We start from the raw sequence: 17444 nt of genomic DNA, 5'->3' as shown, positions 1-17444 counted from the left end.
CACAACGGGCGAACGTTGCCTGATGCGGCACTAGCCTCCGGAGCATGAGTTCCGTTGAGCAGGCAGTCGGGTCGAGCGAACAGCTGACGGCACGTAAGCACAGGGGCACGACATCGTTTGTGCTGGGCGCTGCCGCCGTCGCCATGTTGATGTGCCCGTTTCTGCCTGCCTGGGTCCCGAACGGGGTCCGCTTCTTTCCCGTGTACTTCATCGTGCCTGCGGGGATCGGTGCGGTCGTCTGCGGCCTCGTCGCGCTGCACAGGGCGCGGAGCCAGGAGGGGGCGACTCCCTCCCGGGCGCGGGCGGGAGTCGCACTCGGCACGACGGCCGTTGTGCTGTCGCTGGCCGTGATCGTCTGGGCGATCTGGGCGCTGAACCAGGCCTACCAGTAGAGGCCGAGTACGCCGCCCGGGACTTGACGGGCTACTGAAGGCCGGGGCCGCAGGGGTAGTCGTGCCGTGTCCTGCCGACGGTCTGTGACGTTGCCCTGATCATGGACGGCTACGAACACCTTGACCTCGATGAGATCGACTTCGCGCCCATGGAGCACGACACCGAGCGGCTGCGCCTGCTGACGCTGGATGAGGCTACGAGCTGGTCCAAGTGCTGCGCACAGCCGCCGAGGAGGGCGGGGCGGCCGCGCAGGACGCGGACCGCCTGGCGCGCGAGATCGGCGCACGCATCCCGTCGAAGAGCTGACGCGTAACGCCCTTGCCTTCTGTGCTGGAGGGAGGGGCGGTCAGACCGATGGAGGGAAGCGGACGGCGAGCAGGGCCCGGTCGTCGGGGAAGGCCGCCTCGGGCTGGTGGTGCAGGAAGCGGTCGCATAGCTCGGTGATGTTCAGGCCGCTGGTGGTGCGGGCGAACTCGGTCAGCCGTTCCATTCCGATGGCGAGGTCTTCGCGACGCCGCTCGATCAGCCCGTCGGTGTACAGCAGCAGAGTGTCCCTCTCGGCCACGGTGGTCTCGGCCTGCCGGTAGCGGACGCCTCGGACGGGGCCCAGGGGCGGGGAGGTGGCGTGGTTGAGGTAGACGCTGGAGCCGTCGGCGTGGATGAGCAGCGGTGGGGGGTGGCCGGCGGTGGCGTAGGTCAGGGTGCGGGTGCGGCGGTTAAAGACCAGGTAGCAGGCGGTGGCCATCCGCTCCGGGTGATAGCGGCCCAGGAAGGTGTTGACTTCGTCGAGGACGGCGGCAGGGTCGGTGCCGCAGCGCGGCACGATGTTGCGCAAGGCGGCGGTGGTCTGGGCCATGACGGTCGCTTCGTGCAGTCCGTGGCCGGCGACGTCGCCGATGCTCAGGCCGATGTGATCGGCGTCCACGTCGTAGACGTCGTACCAGTCGCCGCCGACCGAGAGCAGGTCACTGCCCGGGGCGTAGCAGGTGGCCGTCTGCAGGCCGGGAAGCTGTGGCAGCCGGGGCAGCAGGCTGAGCTGCAGGCGTTCGGCGACCCGGTGCTCGTGCTCGTGCAGGCCCGCCCGGCGCAGGGCTTGGGCGACCTGCTGGGCCACGGCCGTCACATGCGCGGACGCGGTGGACGTGAGTGAGCCGTGCACGATGAGCATGCCCAGCTGGACGCCGTCCGCCTCCAGCGACAACGCGAGCGGAACCGCGTCCGTGGCCTCACGAGGAAGCGATCCGTCCGCGCAGGACGGCCGGTCCAGGTCGGTCCAGCCGCCCGCGCCGACCGGAAGGCCTTTGTCCTCCGGCTGCAGGGGCGGTACCAGCCGCGCCGAGTGCAGATAGAGCTCCGCCGCAGTGGCTCCCAGGGCAGCCGGCGCCACCTCGGTGACGACGCGGGAAACCTCCGCGAGGGTGATCGCACCGGCCAGGGCGGCGGTCAGGTCGTACAGGTGCTGCAACTGGCCGCGAGCGGCCTGTTCGGCGGCCAGCAGCCGCGCCCGGTCGACTTCGGTGGCCCGGCGGAAGGCCACCTCTCGGTTCAGCGCCTCCACCTGCTGGCTGAGCACGGCGAACCGGTCGGACGCCCCGGCCTCGACTAGGTGCAGCTGCAGGGCCGGCTGCGGGCCGTACCACCAGGTGGCCCGCGCCCCGTGACAGCGAAAGCGCCGTATGCGGCCGTCAGCGTCCTTGAGGACCAGTACGCCGGGCACGGGGCTGCCGCTGCGCAGCCACACGCTCAGCTGCTGACGCAGCTGCGGTGTGTCGTCGGACTGCAGGTCGAACAGGCTGGTGCCCGGGCGCAACCGGTCGTCGCAGCGGACGGCCGCGGGATTGGCGGCCAGGATGCGGCCGTCGGCCCCGCACAGCAGCACCGGATGAGGCAGCGGTTTGGTGATGGCCCGGAAGAGGCCAACGGTCATGGGGCCACAGCCCGGTCGCCGAAGTACTCACGGCCACTGACCGTCTCGATGTCCACGTCAGGGACCAGGTGCACCACGACGCGGCAGCCCGCGTCGCCGCGCGCGAGGGTCTCCTCCAGCTCCACCCGCGCGTAGCCGAGATTGCGGGCGGCGATGGTGCCGAAGACGTTGGACGTCATCATGCACATCGACTCCCGGCCCATCACCTTCTCCGCGAACGGGCACACCCGGTTGCCCAGAACGATCTTCGTCTCGTCGTGCTCGATGACGTAGAAGTCACCGTTAATGCGGCGCTTGAGGTCCACGAGCGCCTCGGCGACCTGCTCACCCGTGAGCCGGTCGGCTCCCAGTGCCTTGAGGTACATCTCGTCGATCTGCGTGCCGACGGCCTGCCCCACGAGGCTGACGTAGCCGGACGCCTCCTCCAGACCGATCACCGACTCCAGCGACGTCGCCAGCTCACGCACCAAAGTCCGCAGGAACACATCACGGTCCAGAGGAATCTCCACATCCGAAACCTGTCCCATACCGGCTCCCTCGCCCTCGGGCCCCGGCGGCAGCGCGACCGGCGTGGCCTCAATTTCGTGTAACGGGATCTGATTCTGCCAGCGCCCTCCAGCCCGCCACCACCAGTCCCGTCGAGAGCAGCAAACGACCTTCACAGGATCTGCCGGTCACCCGACAGGCACTGATGGTTCGCCACACAGGCAGGGGTAACCCGACAGATGACTGCCACCGGCCGTGCACAGCACCAGTCGGCGGCGGCGCAGGGCCCCCGCTGGAGGAACCTCATGAACGGCGAACCGACCCTCCCATCCTGCGAGTCGCGTTTCCCCGCAGCCACAGCGAGCATCGCGGCTGCCCGGCACTGGGTCCGCGACTGCGTGGAAGGTTTTGGCGGCCCGCTGCGCCAGCACCGGATGATCCAGACCGTCGAACTGCTCGTCTCGGAACTGATGACCAACGCCATCCGCCACGGCGCCGGCCCACCCCTGATCCGACTCACCTGGAACGGCAGGCTGCTGCGCATCGCGGTCAGCGATTACAGCGACAGCTGGCCGCGCATACGCGCCACCGAGAACACCGAGCCCGGCGGCTTCGGTATGCAGCTCCTCGAACGACTCTCCCAACGCTGGGGCGTCACCCCACGCCACCCTGGCAAAACGGTCTGGGCCGAACTCAGCCCCGCCCCCTGAGCGCGCCTCCTACCACCCGTGGATCAATAGTGTCGCCGCTCCGGGAAGACTCCAACTCGGTCGCGAGACCCCGCCACCAGCTCGCCTTAAAGAGCGTTTTGTGCAGGAGACGATGTTTGTTTCGAGGTTCAGGTGTCGCGCCAGTTCGGGGTGGCTTCGCGGGTGAGTCGTCGGCTTATGAGGTGGATCATCGCGACGTGGATTATGGCTTCGGAGCGGTGGGGGTGGGTCTCGTAGTCGCGGGCGAGACGGCGTGCAGCATGATCCAACCGATACTCCGCTCGGCCATCCAGCGTCTTCTCGCGACGTGAAACCCACGGGTATCCGGGTTTCTGTTGACGACTTCGACATCGGTTCCGAGGCGGGCGCCCTGGTCGACGACGGTGTTCTTGCAGCCGGTGTCGACCCGGTTTTTGGAGATGGTCGGGTACTTCTCCTTCGCCTCGTCGAGCAGGCGTATTCCCAGGGCGTTCTCCGACAGGCCGACGGCGGTGACGGTCAGAGTGGGGCAGGGACGAGAGCTGCATATAGGACCGGACCTGCATAAACGTCTTCTTGGACGGCTTCTCGCCCGCCCACCTGGGCCAGCGCCCGCTCGGTCAGCCGACGGATCGCTCTTCCCGCCAATGTCACCGGCGCTGCGCAGCGGGCTTGCGGCACATCAAGGGCCGGGCCGGTCGGGCGTCACGGGTCGCCCGACCTGGCTCAGCGACGAGACGTCCCCAGGGAGTTGCCCAGCGCCAGCGGGCCCGGCCAGTTGATGCCGGTCGTCCGCCAGATCCTGTGCAGCCCTGTCCTTCCCCTCGACGACCGCTGAGGCGGGCCCGGCCGTCAGCCCGTCAGCCGCCTCGAACTGCGCGCCGCGAACAGGGTCACGCCCAGCTCACAGGCAAGGTACGCCGGGCCAGCTCGGAGCCGGGACCTGGGGCATCGACGCACTTGCTGCCGCCTGCCCTGGGCATGATGAGCATGGAGTAGGGGTCCGCCCCGGGTAGCGCCTTGGGGAGAGACTGCGTCTGTCCGGCCGTCCGGGGTTGGCCTGTTGCAGGGATACACTCCGCCGCTGGGGGAGTTTTCTCTCCTGCCCGGGCCGGGGCGGCCGGCAGGTGGCTTGATGTGAAGGAGTCCGAGCGTGGATGCCCCACATCCGGTGGGCGGTGCCGGCGCGGTGGCGCCCGGGAAGGTCGCGTTGGAGGTGAGCCCGTTGCCCGGTCGTTCCGGGATACGTGCCCGCGGTGAGATCAGCGCCCTGACGCGTCCGTCGTGGGAGCAGGCCCTGTCCGAGCTGGCCCAGCGGCACGCCGGCGTGTCGTACGTGGAGCTGTCGGATGTGGCGTTCGTCGACGTGGCCGGGGTGAGTGCGCTGGCGGTCACCGCCATGAACCTGCCCGACGGGAGGGTTGTGGTCGAGAATCCCCCGCCGCAGCTGCCGCGGGTTCTGGAGATGTTCTGGCCGGGCCTGGATCGGATCGAGGTGGCTCTGTGATGAGCACGGTGACCACCCACGAGGCGTTTGTGCACCCTGCCCTGTTCTACCGCACCGAGCAGGAGTACACGCAGCAGACGGTGGCCTTCCTGCGCGAGGGCCTGGCCAGCGGCGAGCCGATGGCCGTGGCGGTGCCCGGCCCCAACCTGGACCTGATCAAGGCCGGTCTGGGCGGGGACGCCGAGGGCATCCTGTTCCTGGACATGACCGAGGCCGGCCGCAACCCGGGGCGGATCATCCCCAAGGTGCTGCGCGGGTTCGCCGACGCCCACCCCAAGGGGCGTGTGCGGATCATCGGTGAACCGATCTGGGCCGGGCGCAGCGCGGTGGAGTACCCGGCATGCGCGCAGCACGAGGCGCTGATCAACGCCGCGTTCGAGGGCAGGGCGGTGACGATCCTGTGCCCCTACGACGAGGTGCGGCTGGACCCGGAGGTGATCGCCGATGCGAAGGTCACCCACCCGACCCTCATCAGCGGGGATGGCCGCGAGTCGGTCAGCGACGCCTACGACTGGCAGGCAATCGTCGATCGCTACAACCAGGCGCTTGCGCCGGCACCGGACGCCGCGGCCTTCTCCTACGGCGGGGAGGACCTTCCGGCCGTCCGCCAGTTCGCTCTCGCTCAGGCGATGCGGCTGGGCCTGGTAGGGGAGCGGCTGATGGATGTGGAGTTGGCGGTCGCGGAGCTGACGACCAACAGCGTGGTCCACGGCGGAAGCCGCGGGACACTCGCCATCTGGGCCGAGCAGAGGCAACTGGTGTGTGAGGTCCGCGATGCGGGCCGGCTGACCGATCCGCTGGCCGGCCGGCGCCCGCCGGAGCGCGGGCAACTGGGCGGCCGGGGCCTGATGCTGGTCCACTACGTGGCCGACCTGGTGCGCGTGCACACCGGCGACGACGGCACGACGGTGCGCTTCTACCTCAGCCTGTAACCGCACGCGTGGGCGGCCACCCTGTCCGGGCGGCCGCCCACGATGGCCGCGAGCAGGGCACCCGGCCCGGTGTAGCAACACCCCCAGCAGCGCACAGCGCGGCAGACGAGGCAGCCCGGATGGAGGCAGTACGCCGCTACGACACCCTCGACACCGGGCCCGACGGGGCCTTCGACCGCACCGCCGCGATGGCCGCCTGGTCTGCCGTCAGCGGCGATGTGCAGGTCCACCCGTTCGGCAGGAGTCGTGGCTTTTGATGCTGTCGTTGTCCTTCGCGTGGGAGTACACGGTGAACAACGCGTCGACGGGGTAAGCCAAGGCACGCGGACTCCCTTCGGTAGTGAGGCCTACCGCGGAGATCTGGCTCGTCGCGCGCTGAGGCTCATGCTGGAGGACGCCGGCACCCGGATCCTGGGGATACACAGCGACACGACTTACGGCCCCTGCCTCCCCTCGCACTGCCCATAGCGGACCACCTGACGCTCGGAGGGGGGCTTGTCCGTGTACAGGGCGACGGCTGACCTGGTGTGTTGCTGGTTTGTTGAGAGGTGGGGCGGGGCGGGGTGTACGAGGGGGTTCCGCTGGCAGACCCCGTGCCGCCGGCCACGCATCCGGGAATGTCTCACCACCGGCTGGTCAGAGCCGAAGCGTCGTCCGGCGAAGTCGGGCGACCCCCGGCCAACCGTGGACGAGCTGTGCCACCTTTCGGGCACGAGGAGCACCTGCCACACTCTGTGTGCAGTGCTGATGCTGTCTACGTATCCCCGTGACGGCATCAGCCCTCGCTTTGCGATGGCCACCAGGGGGCCAGGTGTGAGGGCCTGCGCGAGGGAGACTCGCATGAGCAGGGGTTGGGCAGTCAGCCTCCCGGGCTCTTCGCCGTCCATGGTCGGCGAAGGGTTCCCCTTCTTGTCCTATGTGATCTTCATATTGCGCTGAGGGTGTCTTGCCGTTCCGGTCCGGGGCAGGCGTACTGGAAACGTCGGCCCCTGTATGGAGACCCGGAATGACGACCTCCCGCGAGCAGAAGCAGCTGCCCGACGGAACGCGTGATCCTGCGGTGACCCGGCTGGAGCAGGAGAACGCGCAGCTGCGGCAAGCCGTCGACTCTCATGCGGTGGTCGACCAGGCGATCGGTGTCCTGGTCGCGGCCCACCGGATCGCGCCGGCCGCCGGGTTCGAGGTGCTGCGTGAGGTCTCCCAGCACACCAACATCAAACTGCACACGATCGCCGAGATGATGATCGACTGGGCGTTGGGGCAGCCACTTCCGGAGACGGTGGAGCGCGCGCTGGGCCAGGCCGTGCAGCGCCGCCCGGGTCAGGACGGTGTTCCAGGCCGGCCCCAGTAGAGCGGTCAGGGTTCGAGGGCCTGCTCGACGGTGGGGTGGCAGGTGATGAACGTGTCGATGCCGACCAGGCGCAGGACGCGCAGGACGGGCGTCTGCGCGGCGGCGATGCGCAGCCACCCCGCCTTGCTGCTGACGGCCTTGTGGGTGGTGACGAAGACGTTGATGCCGCTGGAGTCCATGAAGGTGCCGCCGCCCAGGTCCACCACGATCCGTGACGGCGGCGCCGAGCCGTACCCGGAGAGCCCCGCCCCGGCGGCGGCCGGGAGCGGGCCCCGGCCGTGAAGGGCCTGCGCGATCGGCGTCATCATCACCAGGCTCACAGGTCGGCGGCCATGCCCACGCCGTGCCGCGCCGTCGGACACCGGCGAAGAACCTGTCGCCGGGCCTCGGCCGCGCGCCTGATGGAACCGGCGGCAGTTCGTTTCAGTCGCCAAAGTGGTGATACACGGTCATTGTTCCGATTTTCATACAAGGAGGACTCATGGCGACAGGTGAAACGGGATTCAGTGACGTCGTGTACGACCTCGTATCCGTTCAGTACCACTCTTTGAAGGCTGGACACGATTACGGTCAGTATGTGCGCGACGCGGAGAACGCCGGGAAGAAGGAGATCGCCGAGTTCTTCCGCACCGTGATGGAGCAGGACTCGGAACGCGCAGCCCGGTGTCATCAGTTCCTGGCCGAACTGTCCGGTACCGAGGAAGCCGGCCCGGCTGTCAGCTGAGCTCTGACGGAGAGAGCGCGGGCCGCACCCGCTTGCGGGCGGTGCGGCCCGCAGCCGAGTCCGTGGGAAGGCGGGACGCAGACGCTGGGCAGCAGTGGCGTCGGCCCTGACTACGTGGTGCTGACCTCAGGGCGGTTACGCGACCAGGGCCACCACCATGGCGATCAGCCCGATCGCTACCATCGCCACCACGACCAGGATCAGGGTGAGCGGCATCGGTCCCCATCCCTTGCGCAGTTCAGGCACGGGATAGGAGATGCCGTAGGTGCCTCCCTCGGCGGGTGGCGTTTCACCGGGTGGTACATCGCCGCCTGGCCCGACTCCCGGAGTTCGCCGCGGGTCGGGATCAGGAGTCGTCATGACGGACACTCCTTTCAGGGTTCGCTACTGGTTCGACCGCGCGGCGCTGATGTCGCCGAGGGCAGACCCGGAGTCGCGCTCGATGGCCAGGTCACCCAGGGAGACGATGCCCACCGGATGCTGCTCTTCATCGATCACCGGGACACGGCGGACGGAATGCTCGCGCATCACTTCGACCGCGAGAGTCAGATCGTCGTCGGGCCCCACCGTGACGAGATCCTCGCTGCACGCTTCGGCCACGGTCATGTTGTTTAGGTCGCCGCCTTCAGCCAGCGCGCGCACCACCAGGTCACGGTCGCTGACCAGGCCACGCAGCTGCTCGCCGTCGGTGACGAGAACGGCGCCGATGTTCTCGTCCCGCATCCTCCGGGCCACAGCCGTCACCGAGGCCTGCGGCTCGACGGTCACCAGGGCGCTCGTCATGACGTCGCTGACATGCTGGGTCATGGGACATCCCTCCAGGTGTGGGCGGTGCTCTTCCACCACCGTTCCCAGACCGAGTACCCGCGCGGAGGGCCAGCCCCCACGGCGTCGCCAGAGCGACTGTTCAGCAGTTTCGACAGCACCATGCCCTGGAGCTGCCCGGCTCAGTCTCGGTCACAGGTGCAAGGAAGGCCGGCAGTGGCAAGCCGACGGCCCGAGGACGCCGGTCAGAGTGCACTCCGCCACCCCGTGTGTCTGGCCGGGACGAGAATCGGCCGCGTCCTAACGTGGGGCCGGAACGATCCGGGCGTACCGCCGCCAGGATCCCGGTCTTTCGGAGGCGCCTGACCATGACCGTCAAAATCCCTGAACTCACCGGGGACTACGTCCTCGACCCCGCCCACACCCGGATCGGCTTCGTCGCCCGCCACGCCATGGTGACCAAAGTCCGCGGCGCGTTCCACCAGTTCGAAGGCACCGCCCACCTGGACGGCGCCGATCCGACCCGGTCCACCGCCCAGGTGGTGATCAAGGCCGAGAGCATCGACACCGGCGTCGAACAGCGCGACCAGCACCTGCGCACCAACGACTTCCTGGACCCTCCCAAATTCCCCGACATCACCTTCCGCAGCACCGCGGTCGAGCCTCGCTCCGACACCGAATACCGAGTCACCGGCGACCTGACCATCAAGGACACCACCCGCCCGGTCACCGTCGACTTCGAGTACACCGGCAACGCCGTCGACCCGTACGGCAACCTGCGGGTCGGCCTGGAAGGATCGGTGACCATCTCGCGCAAGGAATTCGGCGTGACCTGGAACGCGGCCCTTGAAGGCGGCGGCGTGCTGGTCGGCGACAAGATCGTCCTGGAGTTCGACATCTCCGCGATCAAACAGGGCTAGCAGCGCCCGACCGGCCGACACACCCGTCAGGAGTGACGGACCGGGTCCGTGATTCCGCCGGGGCACGCAAGCGCCGCGATGTCCCATCCGGCGCGTTTGGCCCCGGCCTGGTAGGCGCTTTCGTAGAAGGCGAGCACGGCGGCACGTGGATCGGCCTCGGCGCGGGCCGTGTCGTAGCGCAGCACGGCCAGGTGGCTGTCGCCCTTCGCCACCCACTGCGCGGACGCCGGGCTGAGCGGCGCTTCGGCCAGGCCAATGGGCTCGGGCGCGGTGTACGAGTAGAACGCGGGCTCGGCAAAGGTGTCGTCGCCGAACCAGAAGCCGAAGCTGATCACTTCCGCGGAGTACGCCTCCCGAGTGACCGGGTCGACCTGCCCGGGCTGGTCGACCCGGCGCCCGGAGAACCGGCTGTGGGCGATGTCGAAGGTGTGCCAGAAGTGGTGCACCGAGCTGGTCTTCCCCGAGAAGCCCGCCGCGAACTCCTCGAGCACGGACGCAACCTGGCTCAGCACCCGCCAGTAGCGGTTCGCGGCCACCGGGTCGTAGACCGCGTGCTCGGTGTCCTCAATGAACGGCCGGCCGGTGTCAGGCAGATCGAAGGGCCTGGGAATGGCGATGTCTGCTCGGATGCCCAGCGCTGCCAGAGCGGCCAGGGTCTGGTCGTAGAAGGACGCGACGGACTGGCCCGGAAGCGGAACGGACCGCTCTTCGCCGTCCAGCGTCATGACAACGAGCCGGTGGTCGACGAAGTCGAAGTCGAGCGTGAAGATCGGATTCCCGTCGACCTGACCCATCGGACGGGTGGTGATACCGCGCCCAGTGACATGGAACGGGACGTTCCACCAGTGGTTGCGCCGGGCGCTCGCGGCCAAGCGGATCTTGCCGACGATCTGTGCGAAGCGGTGCAGCGTCTCCTTGGTGTCCCGCCACTCCGCCAGCGGCACCGGCGGGAACAGATCCATCGCCTGCCCCTTCCCGCCCGGCGCTCACGCGGCGGCCGGGCAGTCTCATCATGACCCCGCAGGAAACATCCGGCACGCCGCCGAGAGAGCGGTTCAGCCCGGACCACCGCACGGACACCGCCCAGGTCACGCCGTCGTCCGACCGTGGACGAGGCGACGTGGGCGGTCGGCCCCCGGTCAAGGCAGACACAGAGCGCGGCGCGCTCCTCCAGCTCCGTGTAGGCCAGGGCGGCCGGCGCGGCATCCCAGGTCGTAAACCCAGCGGCGCAGCCCTGGACGTGGATTGAGCCTGTCCACGTTTTCCAGAGCGTCTGGGGGAAGACTCGCCAGGTACCCGCCAGGCTCTCCTTCGCGAGCCGCCGAACCCGTGGTGGTCCGCACGTCCTCGCCGACGCCGCCAGAGGTGAGTGGGCACGGTGGACTCCACCGTGTATCCGGTGCGTGGACCGGCGGCGGCAGGGTGGAATTGGGCTCGCCTCCGCAATCGCGCCACGACCTCCTGCTCCTCCGGCTGCCCACCTGAACGCACTAGACGACGCGCCGCACTTACGATGGCGACCAGCGTGCCAGCCCACGCCCTCTGCTGGCCGGTCCGTGTGGCCCTCTCGGCCTCGCAACATCATGCTGTTGCTTGTCCCAGCCCGAGGTCGGTCGGATTCGGTGCGCTGAGGGGCCGGTCGCGGACCGGCCCCTTGTACATGTGGGCACTCACCCTGTTGCTCATGGCTGGCAGAACCGAGGCAGGGAGACAAGCGGTCAGGCGGTGAGGAGGGAGTCGTCCTTGGCGCGGGCTCCGGGCAGTTGGTGGCGGGCGGCGATGAGGGCGGTGTCGATGTCGCGGGTGCCGGTCGATACGCACAGCGTGTAGGCGACGTCGTCCATCCGCTGGCGGGTCTGCTCGCTGCCGTTCTCGGCGTGCCGGACGTGGGTCGGCATCCCGCCACGGGGAAGCAGCGGCCCCCGCTTCTGTCGGGGCGGCCCGGCTCGGTCAGCGCCCCAGAGCGTTGGCCAATTCCTTCTTGTTCATCGACGAACGGCCGCTGATGCCGCGCTTCTTCGCCTCCGCGTACAGCTGGTCCTTCGTCGGCCCCTGAGCGCCGCGGTGCGAGCGCTCACCGCCGCGCTGCGGAGCGGACTTCGGGTCCCGGGTGGACGTCTTGCTCGCTGTCTTCGACTCGCCGGAGCGCGCCCGTTCCTTGTTCACGGTGCGCGCCGCGATCTCTTTCGCACGGCCCTTGGAGGTACCGCGTTTCTCGGCGCTCTCCTTGATGTGCTCGTACTGACGCTCACGCTTCGCGCTGGAGCCCTGCGGCATGACGCTCTCCTTTCGGGCAGGCGCGGCCCGCTCGGCCGCGCAGGCGCTCCGGTTGATCTCCTGCGTACCCGCCGTCCGGCGCTCCTCACCTGGATCCGGGACGCGTTGATTCCATCTGATGCGGGGAGGCCGGGGTGTGCGAGCAGGCAGCCACCGAACGGATGAGTACACGGCCACCGCGCCCCCGTGGCGGAGGCTTCTCCTCAAGGTCGGTGAACGCCCATGCGCGTGTTGCGGGCGGGGAGACAAGGCGTGTCCGGCAGTGGCCGGGGTAGACGGCCGCCACGATGAGACAGGACGTGCATCTGCGAAGGGGAGTGCCAGCGTGAGTGGACAAGGCCGGCGTTTCACCAGGGCCCGGCCCCCGTCGCTCTGCCTGTTCCTGCTGGTCCTGGCCGCCTGCGGCGGCACCGAGCAGCGCAGTGCGAACGTCTCCACTGCGGCCACGGCTTTCGAGGAGGCACTGAACGAAGGCGACCGGGCAGCACTGTGTACGGCTCTCGCGCCGCAGACACGCAAGGAGGTGGAGAGTGCAGCGAAGAAGGTATGCGTCGACGCCATTGAGGCCCAAAACCTCCCCGCCGGGGGGCCGGTCCGCGGCGTGGACGTCCATGGCCGTCAGGCACGCGCCGTGCTGGCTTCGGACACGTTGTTCCTCTCGCAGTTCCAGGACGGCTGGAAAATCGTTGCCGCCGGATGCAAGCCTCGCCCCGGTCAGCCCTACGAGTGCTCGGTCAAGGGAAGTTGACGCATGCGCACCATGTTCACCCTCTGCCTGACCGTCGTCCTGGGAGGACTGGCCTACTTCACTGCGGTGGGCCTGATGCAGCGATGACCGCCGCCACGCCGCCGCCCCCGTCCGGCTCTTCGCACCGGGACGACGCCGGCACCGTCAGGGAACACGGCATGCGCCGCTTTGTAGGGGACAACGGCATAACGCTGGGTTTCGGCTTGGCCTTCCTGCTCGCCCTGGCCGGGCAGGCGATCGCGCTCACCACCGACGGCCTCGCGCAGATCGGCTTCCTCGACTACCCGGCGTCCTCGGACTTCGCCGTGGACGTGACGGAGAACTGGCAGTCGGAGTACCTGCAGTTCTTCCTGTACATCTTCGCCACCGTCTGGCTGCTGCAACGCGGCTCACCGGAGTCGAAGGAGATGCAGAAGGCCGGCCCTGAATCGGATGAGGACCAGCGGGTCGGCGAGCACGCGGGCCCGGACTCCCCACGCTGGGCGGCAGTGGGCGGAGTGCGCCAGGCGGTGTTCTCCCGGTCGCTCGGCCTGGTGATGGCCGCGCTGTTCCTTCTGTCCTGGCTGGCTCAGTCCATCGGGGGCGTCGCCGCCTACAACGAGCAGCAGCTGAGGCAGCTGCAAGCCCCTATCGGGTGGACGCAGTACGTCGTGTCCGCCGACTTCTGGAGCCGCAGCCTGCAGAACTGGCAGTCCGAGCTGCTGGCCGTTGCATCCATGGCCATCCTCTCCGTCTACCTGCGCCAGCGTGGTTCCCCGGAGTCCAAACCTGTGGGCACCCCCCACACCTCCACCGGCGTCGAGGGATGAGCGCAACGTGTCCTCACCTCGTCAGAGAGCTCGGACAAGGCATTCGGCTGAAGGGCGCGTGTATTCATTCGTGCCACGAATATCGCCGGGATCGGCACCCTGTCAGCCGCGCGAAGCGAGGACCGGCTCGCCTGATGCCTCTGCAGCCAGAGCCACGATCAGAAGAGTGGGGAAGGGCCGCGTCGACCCTGCGCAACGACCACGGCCGTTTCGTCGACGACCAGTCCTGGGGCCACCGCCGAGGCGGCCGCCACTGACCCACCCCACCTCCTGCGGGGGAATGCCGCGCGGCGGCTGCGGCAGACACGGCACCTCGGCGGCGCGCCCTTCCCTTCCCGGGGTGGGCGCGCCGCCTGGTGTTATGTGCAGGCCGGTATCACCTCGGTACCTGCTCGTAGGTGACGGTGGCGTCCGGGCAGACTTCCGCGAGGTGGGTGAGGGCGTCGCGTTCGGCCGGGTCGGCGGGCAGCTGCCAGCGCGGCTTGGTGGCCACCCAGGCGGTCGCGTACTCGCAGCGGAAGGCGTCGACGGGCAGCCAGTCGGCGGGGTCCTTGTCGCTCTTGGAACGGTTGGAACTGCCCGAGACCGCGATCAACGAGGTCGGTGTTCCCTGGTCGTTGGCGTACGCCTCACGCCGGGCGGCCGTCCACGCCGACGCCCCGGAGTCCCACGCCTCGGCGAGCGGGACCATGTGGTCGACGTCGAGCGAGGACGCCGCGGTCACCCACACCTGGTCGTACTCCGAGAACCAGCGCCCGCCCGACAGTGCGCACCGTGCTCCGGTCTCCGGGGCGAGCTTGGCCTCGGACAGGATGACTTCCTTGCGGGTGTCGCACCCGTCGGTGGGGTTGAGGCCTTTGTTCCAGTGCTTGAACAGGTCCCGGCTGTAGCCGTCCCGGCTCACGGGCGCCTCGCCGATCCACTCCAGGGCCTGGAACAGCGGCACATCCTGCGCGCCAGCAGGCGCCAGCGACATGACAACCGGACCTGCGGCAGGAGATGACGGCTGGGCCGTTGCTGCGGAGGCCGGGGCAGTGAGGGGCAGCGTGGCGAGGGTGAGTACGGCGGCGATGCGGGTCAGTTTCTTGATCACATCCGGGTTGTTGCGGCCAGCGCCCTGCAGCCGGGAGGGTGGTGCAGACCGTTTCACCCGGGCGGGTGTATGGGTTCACCTGGAGAAACGCCACAGCAAGGACGCGCGGCTGTCCCTCTCGGTGTCCGCAGGGTGGCCAACAAATAGCGGCTGGGACCGTGTTGTGGTTGTCGGCGACCCGCCGGGACCGCCGGCGACGCGGTGCATAGCCGTTGTCACCAATCCGCGCATGGAGCAGTCCCGGATTACCTGGGAGCGGGGCTCGGAGACGAGGACCGCCCGAGCGGCCGCCTGCGCGAGGGATACGGGAAGGCGGCATGCTCCTGAGCCCTCGTTGCACGGCGGTGCATCGGGGGCTCAGTCCAGTAGCAGGGAGAGCCGTCATGGCGGGAGTGTCGGGGGTTCGGCCGGCTGCTGTGTCTGCGCCGCGGGATCCGGTGGCGGGGGAGCGGCGGCCTGCCGGACGCGGGCGATGTGGTCCAGGCCCGCCGTGTAGTCCGCGGCTTGGACGGCCTTGTCGAGGAAGGCGTCCTCGTGTCGGCGTCGCATGGCTTCTGTGCGGGCGGTGGTGCAGGTGGTGACGAGGGTGGTGATGGCTGTGGCGGTGGTCGGGAGCAGGAGCGGGAGCACGATCCACCAGGGGGCGTGGGCGAGGGCCGAGGTGCCGGCGGCGAGGCCGGAGAGGGCGTGGCCGGGGAGGGTGGGGGTGTTCATGATCGGCTCCTGATCGGGGTGCAGTGATCGCTGGTATGTCACCCCTTCTGGGCGGAACCGCGGGCAGGGACAGCGTCGGGAGCGGCGGGGGTGTGCAGGCAGGTTGAAGGGGGTGGCGGTTAGCCGCGCAACCCCGCTGGACGGGCAGCACTCTCGCCTGCTGTGCAGGCGTATTCGATAGCTGTGAGCTGCGACTTCCTGGCCGGGCGAGATCTTGAATCCGTGTTCTGTGACGGATAAGGGAGTCGGTGACCTGCCGGCGGGGCCGGCGTCGAATGCCCGGTGTGGCTAGGGCGGCGGCGCGTGAAGCCTTCACGGTGGGTCTAGTGAGTCGCTTGCCTGCCGGTTCCTGGAGGCGGTGTGCATCTTCCACCGGGGCCGGCTTAGCTCCGCAACCCCGTCTGTCCGGCTGTGGCGGGCGGTGCCGGGTGTGTCGCTTGGCAAGGAAATCGAACAAGAGATCTAATATGGGTGTGGACGGCACCGACTTCCCCGACGACCTGATGCAGATGCAGCACGCCTGGAACGCGACCTACCGCGCGCTCGCCGCGCCCCGGCCCCGCAATGTCACGGCGCTGCGCCGCCGTCTGCTCCGGCTGTCCGTACGCCTGTGGTGGCACCCGTACTGGACCCAGGGACCGGCCGGCCGGGAAGAGCTGCGCCGCCAGGGCCGTGCGCTGGAGCGGCAGCAGTGAACCGCCGGCCGCAGCATCTGACGGTGCGCGAGGAGGAGGTCCTCGCCTGCATCCGTCACTCCATCCGAGATCGCGGAGAGGCGCTGTCGGTACGGGAGCTGGCGCGGGAGCTCGGGCTGCGTAGCCCGGCGTCGGTGGCCTATCACCTGGCGAACCTGGAGGAGCGCGGTGCACTCACCCGCGACGGACGCAGCTGGCAGAGTTGCCGTTTGACCAGCTAGCAAGGATGGGGCCGCGTGGTGTGAATACGGCGGGGTCGGGCCGACCTGAACGGGCCGGAGTCCTGCGTCCCCGACCACCGTCGTGGGACGTGCTTGGCTGTCGGGCAGCAGCTCCGGGCCGACCTTGTCTGAGCGGTCCGGGGAGTCCGTCACCCTTCCCGGACCTGAGTGGAGGCGGGTGAGGGCCATGACCGCCCTCACCGGCCTCGAACCGGATGCGGACGGGGAGGCGCTCACGGGAGCCCGGCACCAGCGTGATGGTGGCTACCGCCTGCACGAGTGACCGTGTCCGGCGTCAATACGGGCGTGGCGTCGTTCACCCCTGCGGGGGGTGGGCGGGGTGGCGGCGGGGCCGTATTCCCGCCGTTGTGGAGCTCCACGACGTGGTGAACGCCTGTATGGAGAAGGGTTTCTGCGTGCGGGAGGCCCTTGGCGCGGGATCGAAAGGGTCGGATAAACCCGTAAGACCGAATTGGCCTGGAGGGGCCCGGGCCGCCTACCGCCACCGCGTGTGCCGCCGCTCTCATAGGGCCGGTGCCGGCGGCAAGAGCACCCGGCACGGTCAGTGTCCCAGCGCGGCAAAGGAACGAAATGGCATGACGACTCCAGCGAATTACCGGCGGGGCTCGACGTGGCTCCAGACCAGCCCGGTCGACTTCACCCACAACCTCACCGGCGACCGCACCGATCAGCTGATCTCCGAGGTCGAAAAACTCACGATCCCCCACCCCGGGGTGTGGGAGATCTCCTACCACGCCCGCTCGTACACCGGGGGGTCCGCATCGGCGAGTGCGCTCGTCCGCACCGCACTGTTCAAAGGCACCCAGCTCATTGCCGGCACGGAAGCAATCACCGGCGGGAACACGGTCATGCAGACCACCGCCGGGCAGACCATCCTGGAGAAGTTCGACGTCAATGACGTCATCACCCTCCACGCCTACCGCATCGGGACGACCGACGCCGCCGTCCTCAGCAACGGCGACGGACGCACGGGAGTCATGGCGCACTGGGTGAGCCCCGGGTTCTAGCCCACTGCTCCAGCGCCCGCCTTTCGTTCCTGAGCTGCGCGTCTGCCAGTCCAGGAACGAAAGGCACGGTGGAGACGCCGGCACGACCCATCCGGCTGGGATCGGGCGGGGTGAGCTGGCTGGCCGGTATGAGGTGGGCGCGTGCGGCGCAGGGTGTCGTGCACG

Annotated in this window: 23 protein-coding genes and 2 pseudogenes; 14 read left to right on the top strand and 11 right to left on the bottom strand. The window is 69.0% G+C overall.

What is annotated here, in order from left to right:
- Positions 1–44 precede the first annotated feature (44 nt).
- Complete coding sequence (locus OHS71_RS00250) at positions 45–392, top strand: hypothetical protein (protein WP_328475570.1); 348 nt, start codon at positions 45–47, stop codon at positions 390–392.
- Between the two features lie 101 nt (positions 393–493).
- Positions 494–699, top strand: a pseudogene (locus tag OHS71_RS41225) (DUF6417 family protein).
- Between the two features lie 40 nt (positions 700–739).
- Here OHS71_RS41225 and OHS71_RS00240 read toward each other — a convergent pair.
- Positions 740–2320, bottom strand: coding sequence for a SpoIIE family protein phosphatase (locus OHS71_RS00240; RefSeq protein ID WP_328475566.1), 1581 nt, complete (start codon positions 2318–2320; stop codon positions 740–742).
- On the bottom strand, positions 2317–2847 hold the full coding sequence (locus OHS71_RS00235; RefSeq protein ID WP_328475564.1) for a methanogen output domain 1-containing protein: 531 nt from the start codon (positions 2845–2847) through the stop codon (positions 2317–2319). The genes OHS71_RS00240 and OHS71_RS00235 overlap by 4 nt, the downstream gene beginning before the upstream one ends.
- A 264-nt stretch (positions 2848–3111) precedes the next feature.
- On the opposite strand from OHS71_RS00235, the gene OHS71_RS00230 reads away from it, so the two are divergent.
- Positions 3112–3516, top strand: a complete 405-nt coding sequence (locus OHS71_RS00230) for an ATP-binding protein (protein WP_328475562.1) — start codon at positions 3112–3114, stop codon at positions 3514–3516.
- 128 nt (positions 3517–3644) lie between these two features.
- Here OHS71_RS00230 and OHS71_RS00225 read toward each other — a convergent pair.
- Positions 3645–4018 (bottom strand): annotated as a pseudogene (locus OHS71_RS00225) (IS5/IS1182 family transposase); the annotation flags it as partial.
- A 630-nt stretch (positions 4019–4648) separates the two neighbouring features.
- Here OHS71_RS00225 and OHS71_RS00220 point away from each other — a divergent pair.
- From OHS71_RS00220 to OHS71_RS00205, 4 genes are all read left to right on the top strand, one after another.
- Entirely contained in the window at positions 4649–5002 is a 354-nt protein-coding gene (locus tag OHS71_RS00220; RefSeq protein ID WP_328475560.1) for an STAS domain-containing protein, read from the top strand.
- The gene (locus tag OHS71_RS00215; RefSeq protein WP_328475558.1) at positions 5002–5934 is read left to right on the top strand and encodes an anti-sigma factor RsbA family regulatory protein; all 933 of its coding nucleotides are present in this window, start codon (positions 5002–5004) and stop codon (positions 5932–5934) included. Before OHS71_RS00220 ends, OHS71_RS00215 begins: the two co-directional genes overlap by 1 nt.
- 119 nt (positions 5935–6053) lie before the next feature.
- Entirely contained in the window at positions 6054–6191 is a 138-nt protein-coding gene (locus OHS71_RS00210) for a hypothetical protein (protein WP_328475556.1), read from the top strand.
- A 749-nt stretch (positions 6192–6940) separates the two neighbouring features.
- Positions 6941–7285 (top strand): ANTAR domain-containing protein, encoded by a 345-nt coding sequence (locus OHS71_RS00205; protein ID WP_328475554.1) that lies wholly within the window; start codon positions 6941–6943, stop codon positions 7283–7285.
- A 5-nt stretch (positions 7286–7290) separates the two neighbouring features.
- On the opposite strand, the gene OHS71_RS00200 is transcribed toward OHS71_RS00205, so the two are convergent.
- The gene (locus OHS71_RS00200) at positions 7291–7593 is read right to left on the bottom strand and encodes an STAS domain-containing protein (protein WP_328475552.1); all 303 of its coding nucleotides are present in this window, start codon (positions 7591–7593) and stop codon (positions 7291–7293) included.
- A 173-nt stretch (positions 7594–7766) separates the two neighbouring features.
- On the opposite strand from OHS71_RS00200, the gene OHS71_RS00195 reads away from it, so the two are divergent.
- The gene (locus tag OHS71_RS00195; RefSeq protein ID WP_328475550.1) at positions 7767–8009 is read left to right on the top strand and encodes an acyl carrier protein; all 243 of its coding nucleotides are present in this window, start codon (positions 7767–7769) and stop codon (positions 8007–8009) included.
- A 135-nt stretch (positions 8010–8144) separates the two neighbouring features.
- On the opposite strand, the gene OHS71_RS00190 is transcribed toward OHS71_RS00195, so the two are convergent.
- Both OHS71_RS00190 and OHS71_RS00185 read right to left on the bottom strand, forming a co-directional pair.
- A complete protein-coding gene (locus OHS71_RS00190) occupies positions 8145–8369 on the bottom strand; it encodes a DUF6480 family protein (RefSeq protein ID WP_328475548.1) in 225 nt (74 codons plus the stop codon).
- Between the two features lie 24 nt (positions 8370–8393).
- Positions 8394–8816, bottom strand: coding sequence for a CBS domain-containing protein (locus OHS71_RS00185; protein ID WP_328475546.1), 423 nt, complete (start codon positions 8814–8816; stop codon positions 8394–8396).
- A 326-nt stretch (positions 8817–9142) separates the two neighbouring features.
- On the opposite strand from OHS71_RS00185, the gene OHS71_RS00180 reads away from it, so the two are divergent.
- Positions 9143–9694 carry a YceI family protein gene (locus OHS71_RS00180; protein ID WP_328475544.1) on the top strand — a complete coding sequence of 184 codons (552 nt, stop codon included), beginning with the start codon at positions 9143–9145 and terminating at the stop codon, positions 9692–9694.
- Between the two features lie 26 nt (positions 9695–9720).
- On the opposite strand, the gene OHS71_RS00175 is transcribed toward OHS71_RS00180, so the two are convergent.
- From OHS71_RS00175 to OHS71_RS00165, 3 genes are all read right to left on the bottom strand, one after another.
- Positions 9721–10656 (bottom strand): DUF5996 family protein, encoded by a 936-nt coding sequence (locus OHS71_RS00175; protein WP_328475542.1) that lies wholly within the window; start codon positions 10654–10656, stop codon positions 9721–9723.
- 756 nt (positions 10657–11412) lie between these two features.
- Positions 11413–11592 (bottom strand): DUF5133 domain-containing protein, encoded by a 180-nt coding sequence (locus OHS71_RS00170; RefSeq protein ID WP_328475541.1) that lies wholly within the window; start codon positions 11590–11592, stop codon positions 11413–11415.
- Between the two features lie 52 nt (positions 11593–11644).
- Positions 11645–11971 (bottom strand): plasmid stabilization protein, encoded by a 327-nt coding sequence (locus OHS71_RS00165; RefSeq protein WP_328475539.1) that lies wholly within the window; start codon positions 11969–11971, stop codon positions 11645–11647.
- Positions 11972–12296: 325 nt separating this feature from the next.
- On the opposite strand from OHS71_RS00165, the gene OHS71_RS00160 reads away from it, so the two are divergent.
- Both OHS71_RS00160 and OHS71_RS00155 read left to right on the top strand, forming a co-directional pair.
- Positions 12297–12719: a hypothetical protein gene (locus OHS71_RS00160; RefSeq protein ID WP_328475537.1), complete on the top strand. Its 423-nt coding sequence runs from the start codon at positions 12297–12299 to the stop codon at positions 12717–12719.
- Positions 12720–12877: 158 nt separating this feature from the next.
- Complete coding sequence (locus OHS71_RS00155) at positions 12878–13528, top strand: DUF6766 family protein (protein WP_328475535.1); 651 nt, start codon at positions 12878–12880, stop codon at positions 13526–13528.
- 376 nt (positions 13529–13904) lie between these two features.
- Here the strand turns inward: OHS71_RS00155 and OHS71_RS00150 are convergent, their stop codons facing one another.
- Positions 13905–14621: an HNH endonuclease family protein gene (locus tag OHS71_RS00150; protein ID WP_443046831.1), complete on the bottom strand. Its 717-nt coding sequence runs from the start codon at positions 14619–14621 to the stop codon at positions 13905–13907.
- Positions 14622–15002: 381 nt separating this feature from the next.
- On the bottom strand, positions 15003–15335 hold the full coding sequence (locus OHS71_RS00145) for a hypothetical protein (RefSeq protein ID WP_328475533.1): 333 nt from the start codon (positions 15333–15335) through the stop codon (positions 15003–15005).
- Between the two features lie 473 nt (positions 15336–15808).
- Here OHS71_RS00145 and OHS71_RS00140 point away from each other — a divergent pair, with 473 nt between their 5' ends.
- The 3 genes from OHS71_RS00140 (at position 15809) to OHS71_RS00130 (ending at position 17279) form a co-directional block, all read left to right on the top strand.
- Entirely contained in the window at positions 15809–16030 is a 222-nt protein-coding gene (locus tag OHS71_RS00140) for a hypothetical protein (RefSeq protein WP_328475531.1), read from the top strand.
- Positions 16027–16251 carry a helix-turn-helix domain-containing protein gene (locus tag OHS71_RS00135; protein WP_328475529.1) on the top strand — a complete coding sequence of 75 codons (225 nt, stop codon included), beginning with the start codon at positions 16027–16029 and terminating at the stop codon, positions 16249–16251. Before OHS71_RS00140 ends, OHS71_RS00135 begins: the two co-directional genes overlap by 4 nt.
- A gap of 596 nt (positions 16252–16847) precedes the next feature.
- Positions 16848–17279, top strand: coding sequence for a hypothetical protein (locus OHS71_RS00130; protein WP_328475527.1), 432 nt, complete (start codon positions 16848–16850; stop codon positions 17277–17279).
- The last annotated feature ends 165 nt before the right edge of the window (positions 17280–17444 follow it).

Source organism: Streptomyces sp. NBC_00377 (assembly GCF_036075115.1).
Lineage (GTDB): Bacteria > Actinomycetota > Actinomycetes > Streptomycetales > Streptomycetaceae > Streptomyces.
This window is presented reverse-complemented; position numbering and strand designations above follow the sequence as displayed.